Origin of the sequence: Fibrobacter sp. UBA7003, from assembly GCA_002449765.1 — a bacterium.
GTDB lineage: Bacteria > Fibrobacterota > Fibrobacteria > Fibrobacterales > Fibrobacteraceae > Fibrobacter.
Genome location: DJXN01000002.1, coordinates 218,969 through 237,945, shown reverse-complemented (window position 1 = coordinate 237,945; position 18,977 = coordinate 218,969). Strand labels below are relative to the sequence as shown.

The following is an 18,977-nucleotide window of genomic DNA, read 5'->3' as shown; positions in this document are numbered from 1 at the left end:
GCAACCCCCGTGCCTGCTTAAATTTTCGCGGGAAAATGTAGAAAAAATGGAAAAGAAAAGGAGAAAATATCTTAAACGGAGGCGCAGTTTGAGAGGTATTTCTGCAGTTCCTCGACGTAGCGCTCGCCCACAAGCCCGAGCAGCATGTTGCGCTTTGCAATGTAGCCGATTTCCATGACACGGTGGGCTTCCTCGCTCTTGTCCTTGAACGGGACGGCTAGGTAGTCTGAGCCGTTCAGTTCTTCGCAGATGATTCCGGAGCAGAGCGTGTAGCCGTTGAGGCCAATCATCAGGTTGAGCATGGTGGCGCGGTCGTTTGCCTTGATAGTGCGCTTGTATTCGTTTGTACTTAAAATCTCTTCGGCAAAGTAGAACGAGCTGTTGTCGCCCTGCTCGAAGGAGAGGCACGGATATTCCGCAAGTTCATCAAGCGTAATGAACTTGTTTTTTGCAAGCGGGTGGCCCTTCCACAGGTAAACATACGCCTTGCAGTCGATAAGCTTGTGGAACGCGAGGTCGCGGGCGTTCAGCAGGTTCGTGATAATCTTGCGGTTGAAATCGCTCAGGTAGAGGATTCCGATATCGCTCTTGAACGAGGCCACGTCCTCGATGACTTCCTTGGTGCGGGTCTCGCGGATGGCGAACTCGTATTTCTCGGTATCAAACAACTTAACAGTCTCGACAAAGCTCTTGACAGCGAAGGAGTAATGCTGAGTAGACACGCCGAACTTCTTCTTGCGCTTGCCAATCTTGCCGTACTTCTCGAGCACGGTTTCATAATGGTGGTAGAGTTCCCGCGCATACGAGATGAAGTCCTCGCCCTCGCTCGTGAGCTTGACACCGCGGCTCGTGCGGTTGAATATGAGGATATTCAGTTCGTCTTCCAGGTCGCGGATGGCGGCAGTGAGTGACGGCTGCGAGATATAGAGTTTTTCGGCGGCCTTGTTGAAGGAGCCTGTTTCTGCGATGGCGATGGCGTAACGGAGCTGTTGTAAAGTCATAAATTCCTACTAATTTGATAGGAAATATAGAAAATTTTCGAACGATGGAAAGGGGTAATTATAAATTTTCCCTATAATCCGCAGTTCCAGTTCTTGTCTTCGGGAATCTTGCCTTCGGAATTGGGCGTGTTGCGAGTGAACTGGTCGAGCTTTACGCCGTCCAGGTAGTCGCGGATCATTGTATCGAGCTCCGTCCAGACCGGGAGGGTGACGCATGTCTTGGCGCGAGGGCAGAGGTTTATCTTGGTGTCGAGGCAAGAAACAGGCGCAACGGAATTCTCCATGAGCGAAAGGATGCGCCAGACGCTGCATTCTCTGGGATCCACCTTCAATCGGTATCCACCGCCTTTGCCACGGGCGCCTTCGAGGAGTTTCCCGCGCACAAGCGTCCCGAGTATGCCTTCGAGGTATTTTTCCGAAATTTGCTCTCGTGCAGAAAGTTCCTGTAGCTTGGTGTATGTATCCTTGCCATTACGGGCCAGGTCTATCATCACGCGGAGTGCGTAGCGTCCTTTGGTCGAAATCCTCATGCTTTGAAAAATAGAACTTCTAGAACCGAACCGATGGTGGAGGCCTGTTCGAAATCCCCTTTTTTGCTAAATTTTGCACCATGAAATACACAGACGAAGCAAAACAGAATTTCAAGGCCCTCTCCAACAACCCCTATCCCGGACGCGGAATTATCCTCGGCGAAAGCGCCGATGGTAAGTCCTACGTGCAGGTGTACTGGATCATGGGCCGTAGCGTCAATAGCCGTAACCGCGTGTTCGAAATTGAACCCAAGACCGGCTTCATGAAGACGAAGGCCTTCGACGAATCCAAGCTCACGGACCCGCACCTGATTATCTACTACCCGGCACGCCACACGGCCGACGTGCAGATTATCACGAACGGCGACCAGACCGACACAATTTACGATGCTATCAAGCTCGGCGGCACCTTCGAAAGCGCCCTCCGCACGCGCCAGTACGAAGACGACGCCCCGAACTTCACGCCGCGCATCTCGGGCATCCACTACAAGAACGCAAGCCCCGCCGTGTACAAGCTCTCCATCCTCAAGAGCAGGGGCAACAGCGAAGAAGCCGGTTGCGAACGCATGACGTTTGAATACGAGAAGGCATTGCCCGGTCTTGGCCACTTTATCAGCACCTACGAAACCGACGGTAGCCCGATTCCTAGCTTCAACGGTTTCCCGAAACTGATGCCGATTTTCGACAACGCCGAAGATACGCTCAAAAAATACTGGGCCGCCCTGAACAAGGACAACAAGGTTTCCTTGATGGTCAAGTGGATTGACAAGAAGACCTTCAAGGCGAAAACGCTTATCGTGAATAAGAACAAATAGCAAGGTGAGTGTCGTGAGCAAGCTCGCTTGCTCATGACCGAACCGCAGCACTGTGGCTCGCGAAGCGAGCCCACAAGTAAGTCTTATTCCAGTTCGAGTTCGTTCTGAATGGCGCCTTCCATGCACAGAAGGCGCCTTTTCAAATCGGTGCCGAGCGCGTAACCGCCGATTTTTCCCTTGCTCGTCACTACGCGGTGGCAGGGGATGATGACCTGGAGCGGGTTGTTGTGCAGCGTGTTCCCGACGGCGCGTTCTGCGTTCGGGTGCCCGATGGCTTCGGCGACCTGCTTGTACGTCCACGTCTTGCCGTAGGGAATCTTGCGGGTGGCCTCGAGGACGCTTACTTGAAATTCGGTGCCGTGGATTGCGATGGGGACGGTGAATTCGGTAATCTTCCCGGCGAGGTATTGGTTCAGTTCCTTGACAACATTGTTGTAGGCTTTCGCGGTGGAACGCTTCAGCGGGATGTCGGTATCGGCTGTCGCGTAGGCGCAGGCCTTGACCGAACTCGGGACAATCGACGATTCGCCCGAGCCCGAAAAGCGCAGCCCGCAGAGGGTGTTCCCTTCGAACGTGAAGGTCCATTCGCCCCACATGTTGCGGTGCTGGATGGTCTGGATGTTTTTTTGCGCTTTTCCCATGCCTGAAATATACACAATTTGGAGGTGTAGCTGCGTTTTTTTATATTTATGACAGGTGGTGTCGTGGGAAAATAGGAGGAATTATGGAAAAAAGATGTGCTCGGCGCGGTATCCAGGCGCTTTTGGTGGCGAGCCTGGCTTCTGCAGCACTTATTGCCGGATGCGGTGACGACGAGAGTTTCTCTCCGGTCGCCAAAAACCGCGGCTATGACTACGCGTTTGTAAAAACAAACGAATTTGCGGAATACCCTTGCAACGAGATGCGCGAAGGCCGCGATGCGGTTGTCGGACGCGACAAGGACCGCTACGAGTGTATTTTCGACGAACGGGATTCCGTCTACCTGTGGGCGGGCGAGTCGGACACTCTTACGGCGAAGGGTCATGAATTTGTCCGAGCCGAATCGTCCAACAGCGAGGAAGAATCTTCCGATAGCGACGGTTTCTCGTCGAGCCGGTATTCATCCAGCAGTTCGCTGTACAGTTCCTCTAGCTACTCCAGCAGTTCTCGCTACAGCTCTTCCAGTTATTATTTTGATACCACCTGGACTTTTAGTGAAGACCATATCGGCCTGGCGTCTATCCCTTTACCCTGACCACCAAGGACGAGCTGCTCAACCCGGACGTCGAATACGGAACAATGTTGGATGAACGCGACGGCCAGGTCTATAGGACCGTAATCGTTGGAAACAGGGTCTGGATGGCTGAAAACCTCAATTTTGCAGGCAACGACGATTATCCGCTTGTGCTCGAACGTTCGGCATGCCTTAATTTCGATGATGACAACTGCGCCTTGCTGGGCCGATTGTATTCACGTGAAGCTGCCATGGACAATGTCTCCTGCATGTTTGGAGTCTCCTGCGATATAGGGGATACCTTGGTTCGCGGTGTATGCCCCAAGGGATGGCACATTCCATCTAACGCCGAGGCCTTGGCTCTAGTAAACGCTTTTGGCGATGAACTTGGTGACGTCCGGTCTGCAAAGGGTTGGTCCTCTTATAAAGAAGGGGTTAATACCTCGGGCTTTTCGATGCCGGCATCGGGGTGTCTTGATTTCGGGGATGATAGATTTGAAAGCCCCGGAAAGACAGGATACGTTTGGGCCTATTTAAAAGGGTCGAATATGAGATACCTGATTTTCCGCGGGCCGTCGGATAATGATGTTATTATACATTCCGGTTATTCGAGCAATATTTTCGTCTCGGTTCGCTGCGTTTCGGATGATACGTTGAAAGTAGCCTTGTCTTCTTCTTCAAGAGTGTCATCTTCGAGCGTGTCTTCGTCGAGTAGCGTGAAGTCATCTAGCAGTTCTGTGGTTTCTTCTGCGTCCAAGGATAACTTCTTCAACTCGGATGTCACCTACGGATCTCTGAAGGATAGTCGCGATGGGCAGGTGTACAAGACCGTCGAAATAAATGGTACTACATGGATGGCGGAAAACCTGAACTTTGCAGGAAACAGCGACTGGCCGCTCCCGAAGAACTATTCCTACTGTTACGGCGGAATCGCCGCCAACTGTGCCCTATATGGAAGGCTGTATGACCGCGCCGCAGCCATGAACAGCACCACTTGCGGTTATGGAAAGTCGTGTAGCTTATATGATGGCTTGAATAGGGGCGTGTGTCCAGACGGGTGGCATATTCCGTCAGAAGAAGTCGACGATTTGATGGACTTCACTTTGGGCAACAGGAAGACCTTGCGGTCAGTGGACGGATGGGTTGATAGGGAAGTCGGTGCGAATGAATCAGGTTTTTCTCTGGTGGGCTCCGGAGTCAGGGCCGACAAGAACTATGTAAATCAGGGCAGGTTTGCTGCGCTCTGGTATTATTCCACCGGAGTTGTCCAAAACTATCTGGTATTTTCGGGTGTCGAGGACAAGATGTATTTGACGGAAAATTCGAAAGAGACGGTGTACATTTCGGTGCGTTGCGTGAAGGGTGCGGGTGCCGAACCCGCTTCTTCGGGCAGTACAAAATCATCAAGTAGCGGGAGTTCGTCGAGCGTCGAAAGTTCCTCGAGCGAAGAATCTTCGAGTTCGTTTGATAAGACCGTGCTTTTCAATTCGGCGGTAAGCTATGGCGAAATGACGGACTCGCGCGATGGACAGACGTACAGGACGTTGAATATAGCGGGGCGTACCTGGATGGCGGAAAACCTGAACTTTGCGGATTCTTCGAAACTCCCCATCCTGGAGGGGAACAACCGCTGCTATGATGATGACCCGAGCGAATGCGAAGCCTTTGGGCGCCTGTACAGCAGGGAGGCCGCGCTGAACGACAGTCGTTGCACTTGTTATAACGGAACGTGCCCCTCGATGTCTGGCAATGTTCAGGGCATCTGCCCCAGCGGGTGGCATATCCCTTCGAAAAGCGAGGCGGAACAACTGGCGAACTTGAACGGGAATCAGGCTAGTAGTCTGAATTCGTCCTATGGGTGGGCTACAGACCGTAGAGGCAACAATTCTACGGGCATGTCCTTTGTGGGAGCCGGTGTGTATCAACGCCAAACTGGCTCTGTCGGATTTAAGGGAAAGGGAAACTATACCAATCTGTGGGTTTACGACGTGTCGACCCCGAATGAAAATTGGTATCTGATGGATGTAGGAAAAAGCGCATCGGGAAACGGGACCATAGCGGTCATGGATGACGCCGGATATGATCCGTTTTATACTGTCCGCTGCGTTAAAAACTGACGGAGCCCAAGGAGGGGATAAGAAGCGCCATTCTAGGAGCATAATTGCCCCAAAAACTGTTTTTTAACTATCTTTCAGCTTGAAGTGCAGATTACAAAGCTAAAGATTTTTGGATTCAAGTCCTTTGCCCAGAGGACGGAAATTAACTTCCCGACGAAGGGACTTACCGCCGTGGTTGGTCCGAACGGTTGCGGCAAGTCTAACATTACCGACGCCATCCGTTGGGTTCTGGGCGAACAGAAGGCTGCCCTCTTGCGCATGAGCAAGATGCAGGACGTGATTTTCAGCGGTACCGAGGAACGTGCCGCGATGAGCCTTGCCGAGGTCTCCATCGTCATCGACAACAGCGACGGTACCCTCGCTTCGGAATATTCCGAAGTAATCGTCACTCGCCGCGTCCACCGCGACGGGTCGGGCGAATACCTCATCAACAACCAGGAATGCCGCCTGCGCGATGTCCATGCGCTGCTATTCGACTCCGGTCTCGGTTCGAGTACCTATTCGCAGATGAACGCCGACATGATCAAGTCGGTGCTTAGCGATAAGGCGGACGACCGCCGCGTGCTGTTCGAAGAGGCTGCGGGCGTGAGCAAGTACCGCCAGCAGAGGAAGGAGGCCGTGCGCCAGCTCGAACGCGTGCAGATGGACATGGAGCGCGTGGAAGACAACCTGCGCTCTACCCGCCGTTCCGTACGCCAGTACGAGACCCAGGCGGAAAAGGTCGAGGAATACAAGAAACTCAACAAGCGCCTTCGCGAACTGGACCTCTCGGTTAGCCTCGACAAATTCGAAGATTTTAAGGAAGGTCTCGAGACCCTGAATACGTCGGCCCGCCGCATGGAGCACGAGGTCGAGTCATCCAAGACGAAGGCGACCGAACTCCAGACGAAAATCGAGGAAAAGAAGCTCGATATCAGCGAAGACGAGAACGCCTACCGCGAACTGGAACGACAGGTCCAGGCGGCGACCATCGAACTCAATAACCTGAACAACGACATTGTGCGCTTGCGCGATTCCATTTCGGCCATGGAGGCCGCGAACGAGAAGGCGCAGGAAGAAATTACCCGCAGCAACTCGAAGGTCGATGAACTCATCCGCGAACGTGAACGCCTGGAAGAAGAAAACGCGGTGCTCGGAAACGACAGCGAGATGGACGAGATGAATTCCCTCCTGGAACGCGAACGCGAAGCGCTCCAGGTGATGCGCGACCGCCTCGATGACTTGCGCATGCGCTCCAGGGAACTTTCCAACGAGCGCCTGCAGACGGCAAATGCCGTGAACGCGCTGCGCGGCCGTTTTGAACGCGCGGATGCCGAAACCGATATGCTGCGTTCGAACGTCGAAGGCTACAACGCCGAACTCGAAAGTTTATATGCAAAGAAATCCGAAGCCGAGTCGGCTGCCCGCGATATCCAGCAGGGCATGGACGAATCCCGTTCGGCTATAACGTCTCTCGAAGAACAGCGCTCCGTGCGAGAAGAACGCATCGAGTCGCTCAAGGCCGACCTGCAAGGTTTGCAGGCCCGTATCGCCGAACTCAAGAACGACGAGGCGAGGCTCCAGTCTCGGATCGACGTGCTCCAGAGCGTGTCGCAGGATGCGTCCGATGCGAACCGCTGGATTGCCGAAAACAAGGCCAATCTTGCGCGTGGGCTCCTTTCGGAGCGCCTGGATGCGCCTCCCGAATATGCGTCCCGTGTCGAAAGTGCCCTTGGCGACATGCTTGATTCCGTCGTGGTCGAAAATTCGGCTGCCGCAAAATCCCTTGTCGAAGCACTGCGCGAACAGAACGTGGGCCAGGCTCTCATGGCTCTCGTTTCCAATCCGCGTCCGCCTTATGCCGGCACGGTGGAAGGGGAGGGCGTTGTCGGTCCCGTCTCGAATTTTGTCAAGACGGATGATACGACCCGCGCATGGCTCGATGGAGTCCTTTCCCGCTACATCCTGGTCGAATCTTTTGATGCTGCCCTGAATCTTTCGCTCAAGTACGGCAGTGAGGACCTTTGCTTTGTCGCTCCCGAGGCGAGCATCCGCACGGCGGGTCTTGTCTCGACGGGTGCCCCCACGTCCGGCTCGCTCAGCCGCAAGAACGAGATTGCCGAGGCCGAGAAGGCGCTCGCCGGGGCCTTGGATGAACTTGGACAAAAGCAGGACGAAGTTGCTCGTCTGCAGGAGACCTTGGACGAGGAACAGCAACTCCTTGTCTCGCTCAACGACGATATCCGCGAAATGCAGAATTCGCTTCTCGGAGGCGATGCCGCCATCTCTATCCAGAAGAATACGGCGGCGACCTGCGAGCTGCGCATCGCACAGCTGGAGCAGGCCCGCGAGCAGGCCACTCGTCGTATCGACGAGGCCCAGGCGACGCGGGAATCGGATGCCGAACTGTCGGCAGCCGAAGTTGCCGCCGAGCGTGCAGAAACTGAATATTCCCGTGTGAACGATGAACTCCAGGAACAGGAGACGATGTTCCGCGAAAAGGATGAGGAAGTCCGCGACCTCGAACGGAGCGCCCTCGACAAGAATGCGAAACTTGCGCAGAATACGAGCCGCCTCGGCAATATCGCCGACCAGATTGAATTCCTTGGAAACGTCATCCAGTCCCGTAATGACGAAATCGCGAAGAACAACGAAGCTTCGGAAAAATTCAAGTCCGATATCGAAGGCTTTGCCGACCAGCTTCAGACGAAGGATTCGGCGCTCCGCGAACTCGAAAGCCAGCGCGACCTGGCCCGTGAAAAGTACGAACTCGTATCGGGAGATCTCGAAGAATGGCGTTCCGAGGTGAACCGCCTCCGCGACGACATGATCGAGAAGATGAAGGACTTGAACGATGTGGGCCGCCGACAGGAAGCCTTGCAGGCGAACGTCGAGAGGCTTTCGGAACGCATCACCAACGAATATTCCGTTGACCTGGCTAATCCCGAAGGCGTCGAACGTGTGGAGTATAGCCAGCCTGAGGCCGATCGCGAAATCCGTGAACTTCGAGGCAAAATCAAGGACCTGGGCCCCATCAATGTGAACGTGATGGAAGACTACGAAGACGAGAAGAAGCGCCTGGAAGAAGTCGAGAAGCAGTTTGACGACCTCGACCGTGCCCGCGCCTCGCTCGACCGCACCATCACCAAACTCGACGATATCGCCCGCACGCGCTACCTCGAGACGTTCGAACGCATCCAGAAGAATTTCCAGTTCGTGTTCAGCAAGCTGTTCCTGAACGGCGAAACCAAGATGAGCCTCGTGGAAAAGCTCGACGAGAACGGCAAGCCGATGGACATTCTCGATGCCGATATCGAAATCAACGTCCGCCCGACCGGCAAGAAAATGCGTGGTATCAAGGCGCTTTCCGGCGGTGAACACGCTCTTACTGCAACAGCGCTGTTGTTCGCAATTTACATGGAAAAGCCTTCGCCGTACTGCGTGCTGGACGAAGTCGACGGCCCGCTTGATGACGCTAACGTCGGTCGCTTCATGGCGCTGCTCCGCGAATTCAGCAAGCAGACCTTGTTCATCGTGGTGACGCATAACAAGCGTACCATGGCCGAAGCCGACATGCTCTACGGTGTGACCCAGGAAATCAAGGGTATTTCCCGCATCGCCAGCGTTCAGCTCGCCGACGCAACTAAGTTCGCGATTTAGTATGCCCCGTACACCTCATACAGTCATCCCCGCGAAGGCGGGGATCTTCGCTTTCAAAGGTTTCGTCTTCGCCGCTCTTTCTGCCATTTGCTATGGCACGAACCCACTGGGTGCTTTGCATTTATACGCACAGAATTACTCGCCGGAGACGGTCCTCTTTTACCGATTTTTCACGGCGGCGATTCTCCTTTTTGTGGTTATTCTCGCGAAGGGTTCGCATTTTAAAATCTCGTTTCGCGAGTTCCGTGCTCTTGTCGCGTTCGGATTCCTCTTTGCAGTGAGTTCGCTTACATATTATGCTTCGTTCAAGTACATGGATGCGGGGCTTGCTTCAACGCTATTGTTCCTTTATCCGCTAGAAGTCTCGGTGCTCATGGCGGTGTTCTTCAAAGAGAAAATCAAGACCTGGACCATCGTTTCGATTGCGGTCTCTATGGCTGGCGTGGCGCTCCTGTATCGCGGCAGTGACGGTACCGCGCTTAGCTCGGTGGGGCTTGCACTCGTTTTTGCGTCTTCGCTCTCGTATGCGATTTACATGGTGATGGCAAACCGCATCAACCTGCAGATGGGGGCGGTGAAGATGACGTTTTACGCCATCTGTTTCTGCCTTCTCTTCTTGTTGCTTTATTCGGTAACGCTCGGTTCTGGCCTCCCGCCGCTTTTTACGCAGGCAAGTTCGTGGGGCTGGGGCTTTATGCTTGGCCTCGTGCCGACGGTGCTTTCGCTTATCTTCATGGTCAAGGCCGTTAAAATCATCGGCTCCACGCCCACGGCAATTCTTGGCGCTTTGGAACCCGTGACCGCCGTGACGATTGGCGTGACTGTGTTTGCCGAAACGCTGACGACGCGCATCATGGCTGGCATCGCCTTGATTCTTGTGTCTACCGTGCTTATAGCCATCAAGCGAAAATAGCGTCTGTAATTAATTTCGCGACCACTTTTTACTATATTCCCGAACATGCAGACAACCTGTTCAAAATGCAATAAGGAATTCAATGACAAGGTGGGAATGTCCCCCTTGCAGAGCAACATGGCTATCCGCGTGCGCAACAGGGTAGGGAACATCTGCCCCGAGTGTCGCGAGGAAATTTGCAGGACGCGTCGTGGATGGTGGAAGATGTTTTTTTACGACCTGAAGGTCGCCGCACTCTGCTTCTTGATTCTCTTGCCGGTGTTCCTGCTGTTTGCTGCGCTGACTGCGTTTCTCGCACTATATGTGCTGTAATCTAGGCTTGGCCTCAATCGGGTAAAAAAGTATAAAAACGAAAACGCCTCTCTATTGAGAGACGTTTTTCGCGGGATAGACGAGGCTTGAACTCGCAACCTCCGGCGTGACAGGCCGGTGCTCTAACCAAAATTGAGCTACCACCCCAAATCGTTTCCGATTTTCGGTAGTGGGCGATAACGGATTCGAACCGCTGACATTCTGCTTGTAAGGCAGACGCTCTGAACCAACTGAGCTAATCGCCCGAAATTTTAATCCTGCTTGTCCTGCTTTTTGCCGGTCCAGAGGATTCCGAGAGGAATCACGACTACGTAGGCAACGACCAGGATGAGAGGAGCAACCGTGAGGCTTACCGGATTATCTGCCGGGCCGGTGGCGAGGCAAAGGAATCCGATTGCGAGCAGTAAAACGCCGATTGCAATAAGAACAAAATTCTTTTTATTCAACATTTACTACCATCCTTTGGGTTACGTGCCAAATATAAAAATATTTCGCTTGTTGTCAAGTAAAAACGCGCTTTTCACACGAAAAAGCCCGGTTTTGTCCGGGCTGCGTTTCGTTTAGTATTCGTTTGGTACCAAGGGGGCGGGGGGCTCGGCGGGCGCCGCAGGCCCGGTCGCCGGTTCGGCGTTTGTCTCGCTATTGCTTGGCGAAGGACCCTTGTCCCAGACGCTTTCACTTTCGGAGAGTGGCGAAGTGTCCCATGGACTCTTCTGCCCTGACGGAGATTCTGTTTCCGAGTAGTTCCTGTAGTTGATGGGAATGAAAACTTCGTCGGGGTATGCCTGATACAGGTACAGCGAAGTGAAGTAGGTGCAGAAGCCCCAGAGCACGCTGGCGGTCGTCATTTCGCGGCGGATGGACTTGCTGCCCACGATTTTGCCGTTCTTGACGAGTTCCAAGTCTAGAGTGTGCGGACTTCCTCGCTGTGAAATCTTGCAGTCCTGGCTACTTTCGCAAAGAAGTGCTCCGTTGCCGTACACTTCGTAGTTGCGGCCATCTGCAGCCATGATTTTTGTCTGGCTGAAGAAGCAACCGCAAAGGCTAAGCGATGAGGCCAGGCAGGCTACACATAAGAACCTGCTTGCGTACTTCATTAGAACCCGTAGCCCAGTTTGAGGTTGAACATGAATCCCTGGAAGAGCTTGCGGGACTTGCTGGGCAGATCGCTGTCGCTATCCCAGCTGTCGTATTTGTTCCATTCTTCGTCGGTAATCTCATCCTTGGGTTCTGCCAGCTTGTAGAAGTTGACGAAGTACTTGGCTTCGGCGAAGAGGACGATGTTGCTTGCGCGGTTGAGCATCACGCCGCCGCCGACGAAAGCTCCGATGCCGGATTTCGAATCCGAGTAGCTCTTCTTCGTGTCTTCTTCGGTCGTCTTGTAATCTTTAATGGAAGAATCGTAGCGTGAGACCTTGGAATGGACCGTAACGTCGGTATTGTAGTCGACGGCCGAGTAGTTCATACCGCCACCGATGTAAGGAGCAATAAACTTGCGGCCGAAGGCGTAGTAGGCGGAAATGGCGAAGTCTAGGTAGTTGTAGCGGGAATCGTCGCTCATGCCCCAGAAGTTCGCATCAAGGCCGATGAGGAAGCTCTGGGTGTCGTACATGCCGAATATGTTGAGACCGGGAGCCATGTCGACGGAGGGGGAGAGCGGAACCATGCCGCCAAGGCCCAAGCCGAAGTAGGAATACGCTTTCATGCGCTTGGGCTGCTTGGTTTCGTTCTGGGTGACGTTATAGATGTCCTGCTCGTTGGTCGCCTTCTGCTTTGTGCCGATGGTGCGGGCCACGCGCTGGATAATCGGGTCGAAGTCATCGGGGTTTGCTGCCTTGAGGCGGTCCTGCCAGATAGGTGCTTCGCTTCCGGTATTGTACAGCTTGAAGGACAGGATTACGTTTTCGCCCAGGCGGGTGAATTCGGCAATGAGGATCTTGGAGCAACCCTTGGATACGGCCTTGTTGTTGAGGGTTTCCGGCTTGCTGATGTCGACACTGTCTTCGACGGTTCCTTCAATGAGAATGAAGCGGCCGTCGTCTTCAATGTAGGTCTTCATGAGCTTCTGGGCTGCAATGCCGTAGTCGCTGTGGATGTTCGTTGTGCCGACTGGCGGCATGTAGACTTTTTCTGCGGCGGTCGCATAGGCTGCGAAAATAGCGGCAGAAATCAAGATGCTTCGAATGAACTTTTTCATGGTGTTCCTCCTTGTTTATGCATACAAAATATAAAAAAAAACGTTAAAAGCAAAGGCCTTTCCTATGGAACGGCCTTTTTGCTGATTTGTGTGCGAAAAATGACGATAAAATGCGCCATTTAGGGGTTAATCTTTTATTTTTTCCTTGTTTTTTTGCTTTCGAGCCATTCGTCGAAGGTGATGCTGCGGTCGAGTACACCGTTCGGCGTGAGTTCGAGCACGCGGTTTGCGACCGTTTGCACGAATTCGTGGTCCTGGGAGCAGAAGATAATCGGGCCCTGGAATGCGGTGAGGCCGTTGTTGAGGGCGGTAATCGCTTCGAGGTCGAGGTGCGCGGTCGGTTCGTCGAGCAAGAGGCAGTTTGCGTTTGCAAGCATCATCTTGGAGAGCATGCAGCGCACCTTTTCACCACCGGAAAGAACGTTGGCACTCTTGAGGGCTTCTTCGCCGGTAAAGAGCATTCGGCCGAGGAATCCGCGGATGAAGGTTTCGTCTTGTTCCTTGCTGTACTGGCGCAGCCAATCCACGAGGGAGAGGTCCGTGCCGAAGTAGGCATCGTTGTTCTTGGGGAAGTAGCTGTAGCTGATGGTGTTGCCCCACTTGAGTACGCCATCGGGTGCCTTGGTTTCTTCGGCGATGAGCTGGAAGAAGGCGGTCTTGAGCGTGTCGTATTCGCCGACGAGTGCTACTTTGTCCCCATTATTGAGACTAAAGTCAAGTCCCTTGCAAATAATTCCGTCACCGCCGTCGATGGTCGCGTTCTTGACTTCGAGTACGATTTTGCCCGGTTCGCGGTCCATCTTGAAGTTGACCCACGGGAACTTGCGGCTCGATGCCGGCATTTCTTCGACGGTCATCTTGTCCAAAAGCTTCTTGCGGCTGGTGGCCTGCTTGGCCTTGGCGGCGTTACTGGCGAAGCGGCGGATAAACGCCTTCAATTCTTCAATCTTTTCTTCGGCGCGGCGGTTCTGGTCCTTTCTCTGCTTCTGGGCGAGCTGGCTAGCTGCATACCAGAATTCGTAGTTACCGCCGTAGATGTTAATCTTGCCGTAGTCGATATCGCAGGTGTGCGTGCAGACCGCATTGAGGAAGTGACGGTCGTGGCTCACCACGATCACGATGTTTTCGAAACGTTCGAGATAGTCTTCGAGCCAGCCGACGGTTTCCAGGTCAAGGTGGTTTGTCGGTTCGTCGAGCAGGAGAATGTCCGGGTTGCCGAACAAAGCCTGCGCGAGGAGGACGCGGATTTTCTGGCCACCGTCGAGGTCTGCCATCAGGTTGTAGTGCAAATCTTCAGGAATGCCGAGGCCCTTCAGAAGCACGGCCGCGTTGGAATCGGCTTCGTAGCCGCCGATTTCGCCGAAGCGTGTCTCGATTTCCATGGCCTGCATGCCTTGTTCTTCCGTCATTTCGGGGAGCGCATAGAGTTCGTCGCGCTTCTTGCCGAGTTCGTAGAGTTCGGGGAAGCCCATCATGACTGTTTCGAGGACGGTATTCTGTTCGTAGGCGAAGTGGTCCTGCTTGAGGACGGCGATGCGTTCGCCCGGGTCCTTGGTGACTTCGCCGGTGTTGGGTTCGAGTTCGCCCGAAAGGATTTTAAGGAACGTGGACTTTCCGGCGCCGTTGGCACCGATGACTCCGTAGCAGTTGCCGCGCTTGAAGGAGAGGTTCACTTCCTTGAAGAGGACGCGGCTACCGTATTGAAGACTGACATTGGAAACGTTGAGCATGTATTATATATAAATGATAAATGGGGTTAGGCTTGATTTGCTTTTTCAAGTTCGCGAGCGTTGATGATGAGCATCTGCAGGCGGTTCTCGATGTTCGCGAAACTGGTGTCCGGGTCGTAGTCGAGCGAAAGAATCTGCACGTGCGGGCAACGCTCCTTCACGGCCTTGGTGAGGCCGCGGCCACTGATGTGGTTTGCAAGGCAGGCGAACGGCTGCAAGATGATGTAGCTGTTCACGCCATGTTGCGCATTGTACAGGATTTCGCCCGGGATAAGCCATCCTTCGCCGGTGTTGTATGTCGGGTCGATGATGTCGGTGACATAGTCCTTGAGCTCGTAGCAGTCTGCGTGGTGTTCGTAGAGCTTGAACTTGTGCATGGACTTGCGGGCGGTTTCTACGGCATGCGTGTAGACCTTCGCCGTCACGCCGCCTTCCACGCGGTCCATGAGCGGGTTCGCCGAGAATCCGCGTTTGATTTTTTCGCTACGTACGACTTCGTCGACGCGGAAGAAGTCCGTCATGCCCGGGAGGTAGACTTCCATCCCGTTGTTCATGAGGTATTCTTCCACGAACCCGTTTGCACTCGGGTGGTAGTTCATGAGGATTTCGCCAAGTACCGCTACGCGGGGCTTACGGATTCCGCGTTTGCGATCTTCGGTAATCTCGACACCATTGAACGCTTCGATGCACTGCTCGAAGACCTCGATGAGCTTGGAGGGGCGCACCAGCTGCGTGGTGGTGAGGTGACCTGCCACGGCGATAACCTTCGGCATCCACTCGTCGTAGACTTTTTGCGTGTCGCCCTTGTTGACTTCGTAGGGTCGCAGGGCTCGGTACATGGTCTCGATGGCATCCATCGTGACAAGGCCCCACAGCATGTGGAGGCGGAAGTCGAGCCCGAGCTGGAAGCCCGGGTGCATGCCTTTGTAGTCCACGCCGGTTGTGATGATGGTGACGTCCTTGAAACCGGCCTCGTCGAGGGCCTTACGGGCGAGTACCGCGTACTGCACGGCACGGCAGTTCTCGCAGTTCTTTGCAAGGCACATGGAGACAGCGTTCTGCGGCACATCCGGGTGATTGACGAGCCACTTCAGGGCTTCGCCGATGTTCACCTGGCAGGGGAAGCAGATATCGTTGTGCACGAATTTTTTGCCGAGCTCGATGGCTTCCTTGTCGGCCACGGGCAGGTATTCGGCGATGTAGCCTTCGCGCTTCATGTACTCGCTCGCGAGCACGGTAAATGCAGGAGAGAGGTTCGGCGTGAGGATACGGCGACGCTGCTTGTCTTCGGCGACGAACGGAGTGTGGTATAGCGGTTCGTGGCTTTCGGGCTTGTCGGGGAGGTTTGCCGCACGGCGTGCCTTCACCGTCTCGATGAAGCTCTTGATGCGGATGCCCACGGGGCCGCGGGCGTCGCCCTCGTCGAGCTTGAGCATGAGCATTTCCTTGTTGGAATCAAGGTGCAGCATGCGCATCATTTCGTCGGTCAAAATTGAGTCGTGACCGCATCCGAAGCTCACGATTTGCGCGAGTTCGATGTTCGGGTCCTTCGCCGCAATCATGGTGGCTCCAATCATGCGCAAGTGGAAGGTGTTCTTGATTTCGATACGGGTGTGGCTCGGCACATCCTGGTCGTACACGCCCGGGAGCGATTCGGTGGTGAGCACCGGGATGCCCATGGCGGTAAAGTGGCTCGCGATGTTGTGGTTGATGAGCGTATCCGCATGGTAGGGGCGGCCCGCAATCACCACGGCAAAACTGTTCTTCGCGCGTACGTCGTCGAGAATCTTCTGGCCTTCTTCCAAAAGGGTCGTGCGGTAGCTGTTGAGAGCCTTCTCGCCTTCGGTCACGGCCTTGTCCAGGAGCTTCTTGTCGAGTTTCCAGTGTTCGTGGAACCAGTCTACGGTCTGGCTTCTGCGGAGCTTGGTGTTGAACCAGTGGAAAATCGGCTGGTCCATGGGGACGCCGTAATTCTTTTCGGGCTCGTCGGTGTTCTTGCAAACGTTCGGGTAGGCCTGCACCACCGGGCAAACGGATGTTGCCGTGAACTTGGTGTGGTCGCTCGGGATGGCAACCATCATCGGGAAGAAGATGCGGTCGACCTTCTTTTCAATGAGGCTGAGCACGTGACCGTGTACAAGCTTTGCCGGGAAGCACACGGTGTCGGAGGGCACGCTGTGGAGGCCCGCTTCGAACATCTTGTAGTCGCTCTGGCGGCTTACCACGACGGTATAACCGAGGCTCGTGAAGAACGCCTTCCAGAAGGGGAGGCTTGCCCAGAATTCCAGCACGCGCGGGATACCGATGGTCTTGCCCGTATTCTCGACGAGCTTTGCCGGGGCGTAGTCCTTGACCAACAGCTGGTTCGTGCGCTTGATCATGTCGGGCACGGAGAGCATCTTCTTGTTGATTTCGGCGATGAGGGCCTTCGTCTTCGGGTCGTTCGGGTCGGCGGTGACCTCGCCACGTTCGCAGCGGTTGCCCGTCACGAAACTCTGGCCGTCACTGAACGTGACGATGGTGCGGGAGCAGTGGTTGGTGCAGTACTGGCAGAGCTGGCCCGGCTGGTTGTGCCAGCTGAAGGTCTTCATGGCCTCGAGGCCGATAAAGCTCGACTTGAGGTCCGGATTTTCCTTGCGCTTCTCTTCCATGAACTTGCGGGTGAGGAGCGCGATACCGATAGCGCCCATTTCGCCCGGACGTTCGGGACGGATGGGCTTGAGGCCGGTGTACTGCTCGAAGGCGCGGAGGACCGCGTTGTTCTTGAACGTACCGCCCTGCACCACGACCTTCTTGCCGAGGGTGTTGAGGTTACGGATACGGATAACCTTCGTAAACACGTTGTTGATGATGGAGCGGCAGATACCCGCGATGATGTCTTCGGGCTGCTTGCCGTCGCGCTGTTCCGTGATGATGGAACTGTTCATGAACACGGTACAGCGGGAACCGAGCTGCGAGGGGCTTTTTGCGTTGAACGCGAGTTCCGCAATCTTTTCCATCGGGATGCCGAGGCTGCGGGCGTAGGTTTCGATAAAGGAACCGCAACCCGAGGAGCAGGCCTCGTTCAAAATGATGCCGGTGACGACGCCGTCCTGCACGGAGATGGCTTTCATGTCCTGGCCGCCGATGTCGAGGATGAAGCTTACGTCGGGGCACAGGCGCTGGGCGGCGTTCGCGTGCGCGACCGTTTCCACGGTATGGTAGTCGGCATGGACGGCCTTTGCGAAGAGCTGTTCGCCGTAGCCGGTGGTGCCCACGCCCAAAATGTTGAGCTTGCAGCCGTATTCCTCGTAGCGGTCGGCGAGCTCGTTCATGGCGCGCTTCAAGACGGCGAGCGGTTCACCGTCGTTACTGGCGTAGAACCCGTCAATCACGTTGTCCTGCTCGTCCAGGAGCACGAACTTCGTGGTGGTGGAACCTGCGTCGATACCGAGGTAGGCGTTGATGGTCGAACCCGAGGCCGGCTGCGGGTAGTGGTTGTCGGCCATCTTGTGTTCCTCGAGGAACATCTTGTATTCGGCTTCGTTCTTGAAGAAGAGGTCGGCGGCGGCCTTCGCCTTGTTTTCGGCCTGGCGGACTTCGTTGAAGTGCACCAGGGCGTCGAGCGAGCCTTCCATGCGGTAATGGCATTCCTGGCCCGCGAACATGGAGCCGAGCGAGAGGGCTGCACCCATGGCGACGAGCACTTCGGAGTGTTCCGGCACGATTGCCTGCTCGTCGTTAATACCGAGGCGTTCCTTGAACGCGCGTACGAGCGTCGGGTTGAACGTGAGCGGGCCGCCCTCGAAAATCACGGGCGGTTTGATTTCCATGCCCTGGGCAAGGCCACCGATGGTTTGCTTCGCGATGGCGTGGAAGCTCGAAAGGGCGATGTCTTCCTTGGCGATGCCGTTGTTGAGCATCGGCTGGATGTCGGTCTTCGCGAACACGCCGCAACGGCCCGAAATCTCGTAGACCTTCTGGCCGCGCTTGGCGAAACCTTCGAATGCTTCCGTCTTGATGCGGAGGAGTTCGGCCACCTGGTCGATAAATGCGCCGGTACCGCCCGCGCACACGCCGTTCATGCGCATGTCGCTTGCGATGAGCTTGCCGGTTGTCTTGTCCTTTTCGAAGAAAACGACCTTTGCGTCCTGGCCGCCGAGTTCGATGGCAACGCGCGATTCGGGATAGGTGGCGCGCACGGCGAGGGCGTTTGCCACCACTTCTTGCACAAAGAAGGCGTGCGTGGCTTCGGCGAAGGGCTGGCCGCCGCTACCGCAGAAGGCTACCCTGAAATTTTTGTCCGGGAAGAGCCCGTGGGCTTCCCGCAGGACCTCGTAGACCTTTTTCGCCTGCATGGCGTTGTGGCGCTGGTATGTGTAATGCAAAAGCTTGTTGGTCTCGGGATCGACGACCGCAATCTTCACGGTGGTGGAACCTACGTCCACGCCGACCCACAAATCATTCTTCAAATTGCTCATAGTGGTCGTAAAGATAGAAAAAATGGGGTGGGGCTTATAGGCAAACGGGG

General features: G+C 55.0%; 14 protein-coding genes and 2 tRNA genes. 6 read left to right on the top strand and 10 right to left on the bottom strand.

What is annotated here, in order from left to right; all coding sequences use genetic code 11:
* Window positions 1–71 precede the first annotated feature (71 nt).
* The gene (locus B2952_RS01520) at window positions 72–1,001 is read right to left on the bottom strand and encodes a LysR family transcriptional regulator (protein ID WP_290726720.1); all 930 of its coding nucleotides are present in this window, start codon (window positions 999–1,001) and stop codon (window positions 72–74) included.
* A gap of 71 nt (window positions 1,002–1,072) precedes the next feature.
* Window positions 1,073–1,531 carry an RrF2 family transcriptional regulator gene (locus B2952_RS01515; RefSeq protein WP_173380736.1) on the bottom strand — a complete coding sequence of 153 codons (459 nt, stop codon included), beginning with the start codon at window positions 1,529–1,531 and terminating at the stop codon, window positions 1,073–1,075.
* Between the two features lie 80 nt (window positions 1,532–1,611).
* Here B2952_RS01515 and B2952_RS01510 point away from each other — a divergent pair, with 80 nt between their 5' ends.
* Complete coding sequence (locus B2952_RS01510) at window positions 1,612–2,346, top strand: IMP cyclohydrolase (protein ID WP_290731348.1); 735 nt, start codon at window positions 1,612–1,614, stop codon at window positions 2,344–2,346.
* 83 nt (window positions 2,347–2,429) lie between these two features.
* On the opposite strand, the gene B2952_RS01505 is transcribed toward B2952_RS01510, so the two are convergent.
* On the bottom strand, window positions 2,430–2,987 hold the full coding sequence (locus B2952_RS01505) for a methylated-DNA--[protein]-cysteine S-methyltransferase (protein WP_173380738.1): 558 nt from the start codon (window positions 2,985–2,987) through the stop codon (window positions 2,430–2,432).
* Between the two features lie 83 nt (window positions 2,988–3,070).
* Between B2952_RS01505 and B2952_RS01500 the strand changes: the two genes are divergently transcribed.
* From B2952_RS01500 to B2952_RS01480, 5 genes are all read left to right on the top strand, one after another.
* The gene (locus B2952_RS01500) at window positions 3,071–3,580 is read left to right on the top strand and encodes a hypothetical protein (protein WP_290731351.1); all 510 of its coding nucleotides are present in this window, start codon (window positions 3,071–3,073) and stop codon (window positions 3,578–3,580) included.
* A 44-nt stretch (window positions 3,581–3,624) separates the two neighbouring features.
* Window positions 3,625–5,676 carry an FISUMP domain-containing protein gene (locus B2952_RS01495; protein ID WP_290731354.1) on the top strand — a complete coding sequence of 684 codons (2,052 nt, stop codon included), beginning with the start codon at window positions 3,625–3,627 and terminating at the stop codon, window positions 5,674–5,676.
* 84 nt (window positions 5,677–5,760) lie between these two features.
* A complete protein-coding gene (smc, locus tag B2952_RS01490) occupies window positions 5,761–9,315 on the top strand; it encodes a chromosome segregation protein SMC (protein ID WP_290731357.1) in 3,555 nt (1,184 codons plus the stop codon).
* Window position 9,316: 1 nt separating this feature from the next.
* Complete coding sequence (locus B2952_RS01485) at window positions 9,317–10,228, top strand: DMT family transporter (RefSeq protein ID WP_290731360.1); 912 nt, start codon at window positions 9,317–9,319, stop codon at window positions 10,226–10,228.
* Window positions 10,229–10,273: 45 nt separating this feature from the next.
* A complete protein-coding gene (locus B2952_RS01480) occupies window positions 10,274–10,540 on the top strand; it encodes a hypothetical protein (RefSeq protein WP_290731363.1) in 267 nt (88 codons plus the stop codon).
* 71 nt (window positions 10,541–10,611) lie between these two features.
* Here the strand turns inward: B2952_RS01480 and B2952_RS01475 are convergent.
* From B2952_RS01475 to B2952_RS01445, 7 genes are all read right to left on the bottom strand, one after another.
* A tRNA-Asp gene (locus B2952_RS01475) sits at window positions 10,612–10,687 on the bottom strand.
* Between the two features lie 23 nt (window positions 10,688–10,710).
* A tRNA-Val gene (locus tag B2952_RS01470) sits at window positions 10,711–10,785 on the bottom strand.
* Between the two features lie 6 nt (window positions 10,786–10,791).
* The gene (locus B2952_RS01465) at window positions 10,792–10,989 is read right to left on the bottom strand and encodes a hypothetical protein (RefSeq protein ID WP_173380743.1); all 198 of its coding nucleotides are present in this window, start codon (window positions 10,987–10,989) and stop codon (window positions 10,792–10,794) included.
* 111 nt (window positions 10,990–11,100) lie between these two features.
* A complete protein-coding gene (locus tag B2952_RS01460) occupies window positions 11,101–11,637 on the bottom strand; it encodes a hypothetical protein (protein WP_290731366.1) in 537 nt (178 codons plus the stop codon).
* Entirely contained in the window at window positions 11,637–12,737 is a 1,101-nt protein-coding gene (locus tag B2952_RS01455; protein WP_290731370.1) for an outer membrane protein, read from the bottom strand. The genes B2952_RS01460 and B2952_RS01455 overlap by 1 nt, the downstream gene beginning before the upstream one ends.
* A gap of 134 nt (window positions 12,738–12,871) precedes the next feature.
* Complete coding sequence (locus B2952_RS01450; RefSeq protein ID WP_290731373.1) at window positions 12,872–14,467, bottom strand: ABC-F family ATP-binding cassette domain-containing protein; 1,596 nt, start codon at window positions 14,465–14,467, stop codon at window positions 12,872–12,874.
* 26 nt (window positions 14,468–14,493) lie between these two features.
* Entirely contained in the window at window positions 14,494–18,927 is a 4,434-nt protein-coding gene (locus B2952_RS01445) for an acyl-CoA dehydratase activase (protein WP_290731376.1), read from the bottom strand.
* Window positions 18,928–18,977: the final 50 nt, after the last annotated feature.

Excerpts from the sequence above, each read along its gene's own strand:
- B2952_RS01520 (WP_290726720.1), bottom strand. The coding sequence starts at position 1,001 with ATGACTTTACAACAGCTCCGTTACGCCATCGCCATCGCAGAAACAGGC.
- B2952_RS01515 (WP_173380736.1), bottom strand. The coding sequence starts at position 1,531 with ATGAGGATTTCGACCAAAGGACGCTACGCACTCCGCGTGATGATAGAC.
- B2952_RS01510 (WP_290731348.1), top strand. The coding sequence starts at position 1,612 with ATGAAATACACAGACGAAGCAAAACAGAATTTCAAGGCCCTCTCCAAC.
- B2952_RS01505 (WP_173380738.1), bottom strand. The coding sequence starts at position 2,987 with ATGGGAAAAGCGCAAAAAAACATCCAGACCATCCAGCACCGCAACATG.
- B2952_RS01500 (WP_290731351.1), top strand. The coding sequence starts at position 3,071 with ATGGAAAAAAGATGTGCTCGGCGCGGTATCCAGGCGCTTTTGGTGGCG.
- B2952_RS01495 (WP_290731354.1), top strand. The coding sequence starts at position 3,625 with ATGTTGGATGAACGCGACGGCCAGGTCTATAGGACCGTAATCGTTGGA.
- B2952_RS01485 (WP_290731360.1), top strand. The coding sequence starts at position 9,317 with ATGCCCCGTACACCTCATACAGTCATCCCCGCGAAGGCGGGGATCTTC.
- B2952_RS01480 (WP_290731363.1), top strand. The coding sequence starts at position 10,274 with ATGCAGACAACCTGTTCAAAATGCAATAAGGAATTCAATGACAAGGTG.
- B2952_RS01465 (WP_173380743.1), bottom strand. The coding sequence starts at position 10,989 with ATGTTGAATAAAAAGAATTTTGTTCTTATTGCAATCGGCGTTTTACTG.
- B2952_RS01460 (WP_290731366.1), bottom strand. The coding sequence starts at position 11,637 with ATGAAGTACGCAAGCAGGTTCTTATGTGTAGCCTGCCTGGCCTCATCG.
- B2952_RS01455 (WP_290731370.1), bottom strand. The coding sequence starts at position 12,737 with ATGAAAAAGTTCATTCGAAGCATCTTGATTTCTGCCGCTATTTTCGCA.
- B2952_RS01450 (WP_290731373.1), bottom strand. The coding sequence starts at position 14,467 with ATGCTCAACGTTTCCAATGTCAGTCTTCAATACGGTAGCCGCGTCCTC.
- B2952_RS01445 (WP_290731376.1), bottom strand. The coding sequence starts at position 18,927 with ATGAGCAATTTGAAGAATGATTTGTGGGTCGGCGTGGACGTAGGTTCC.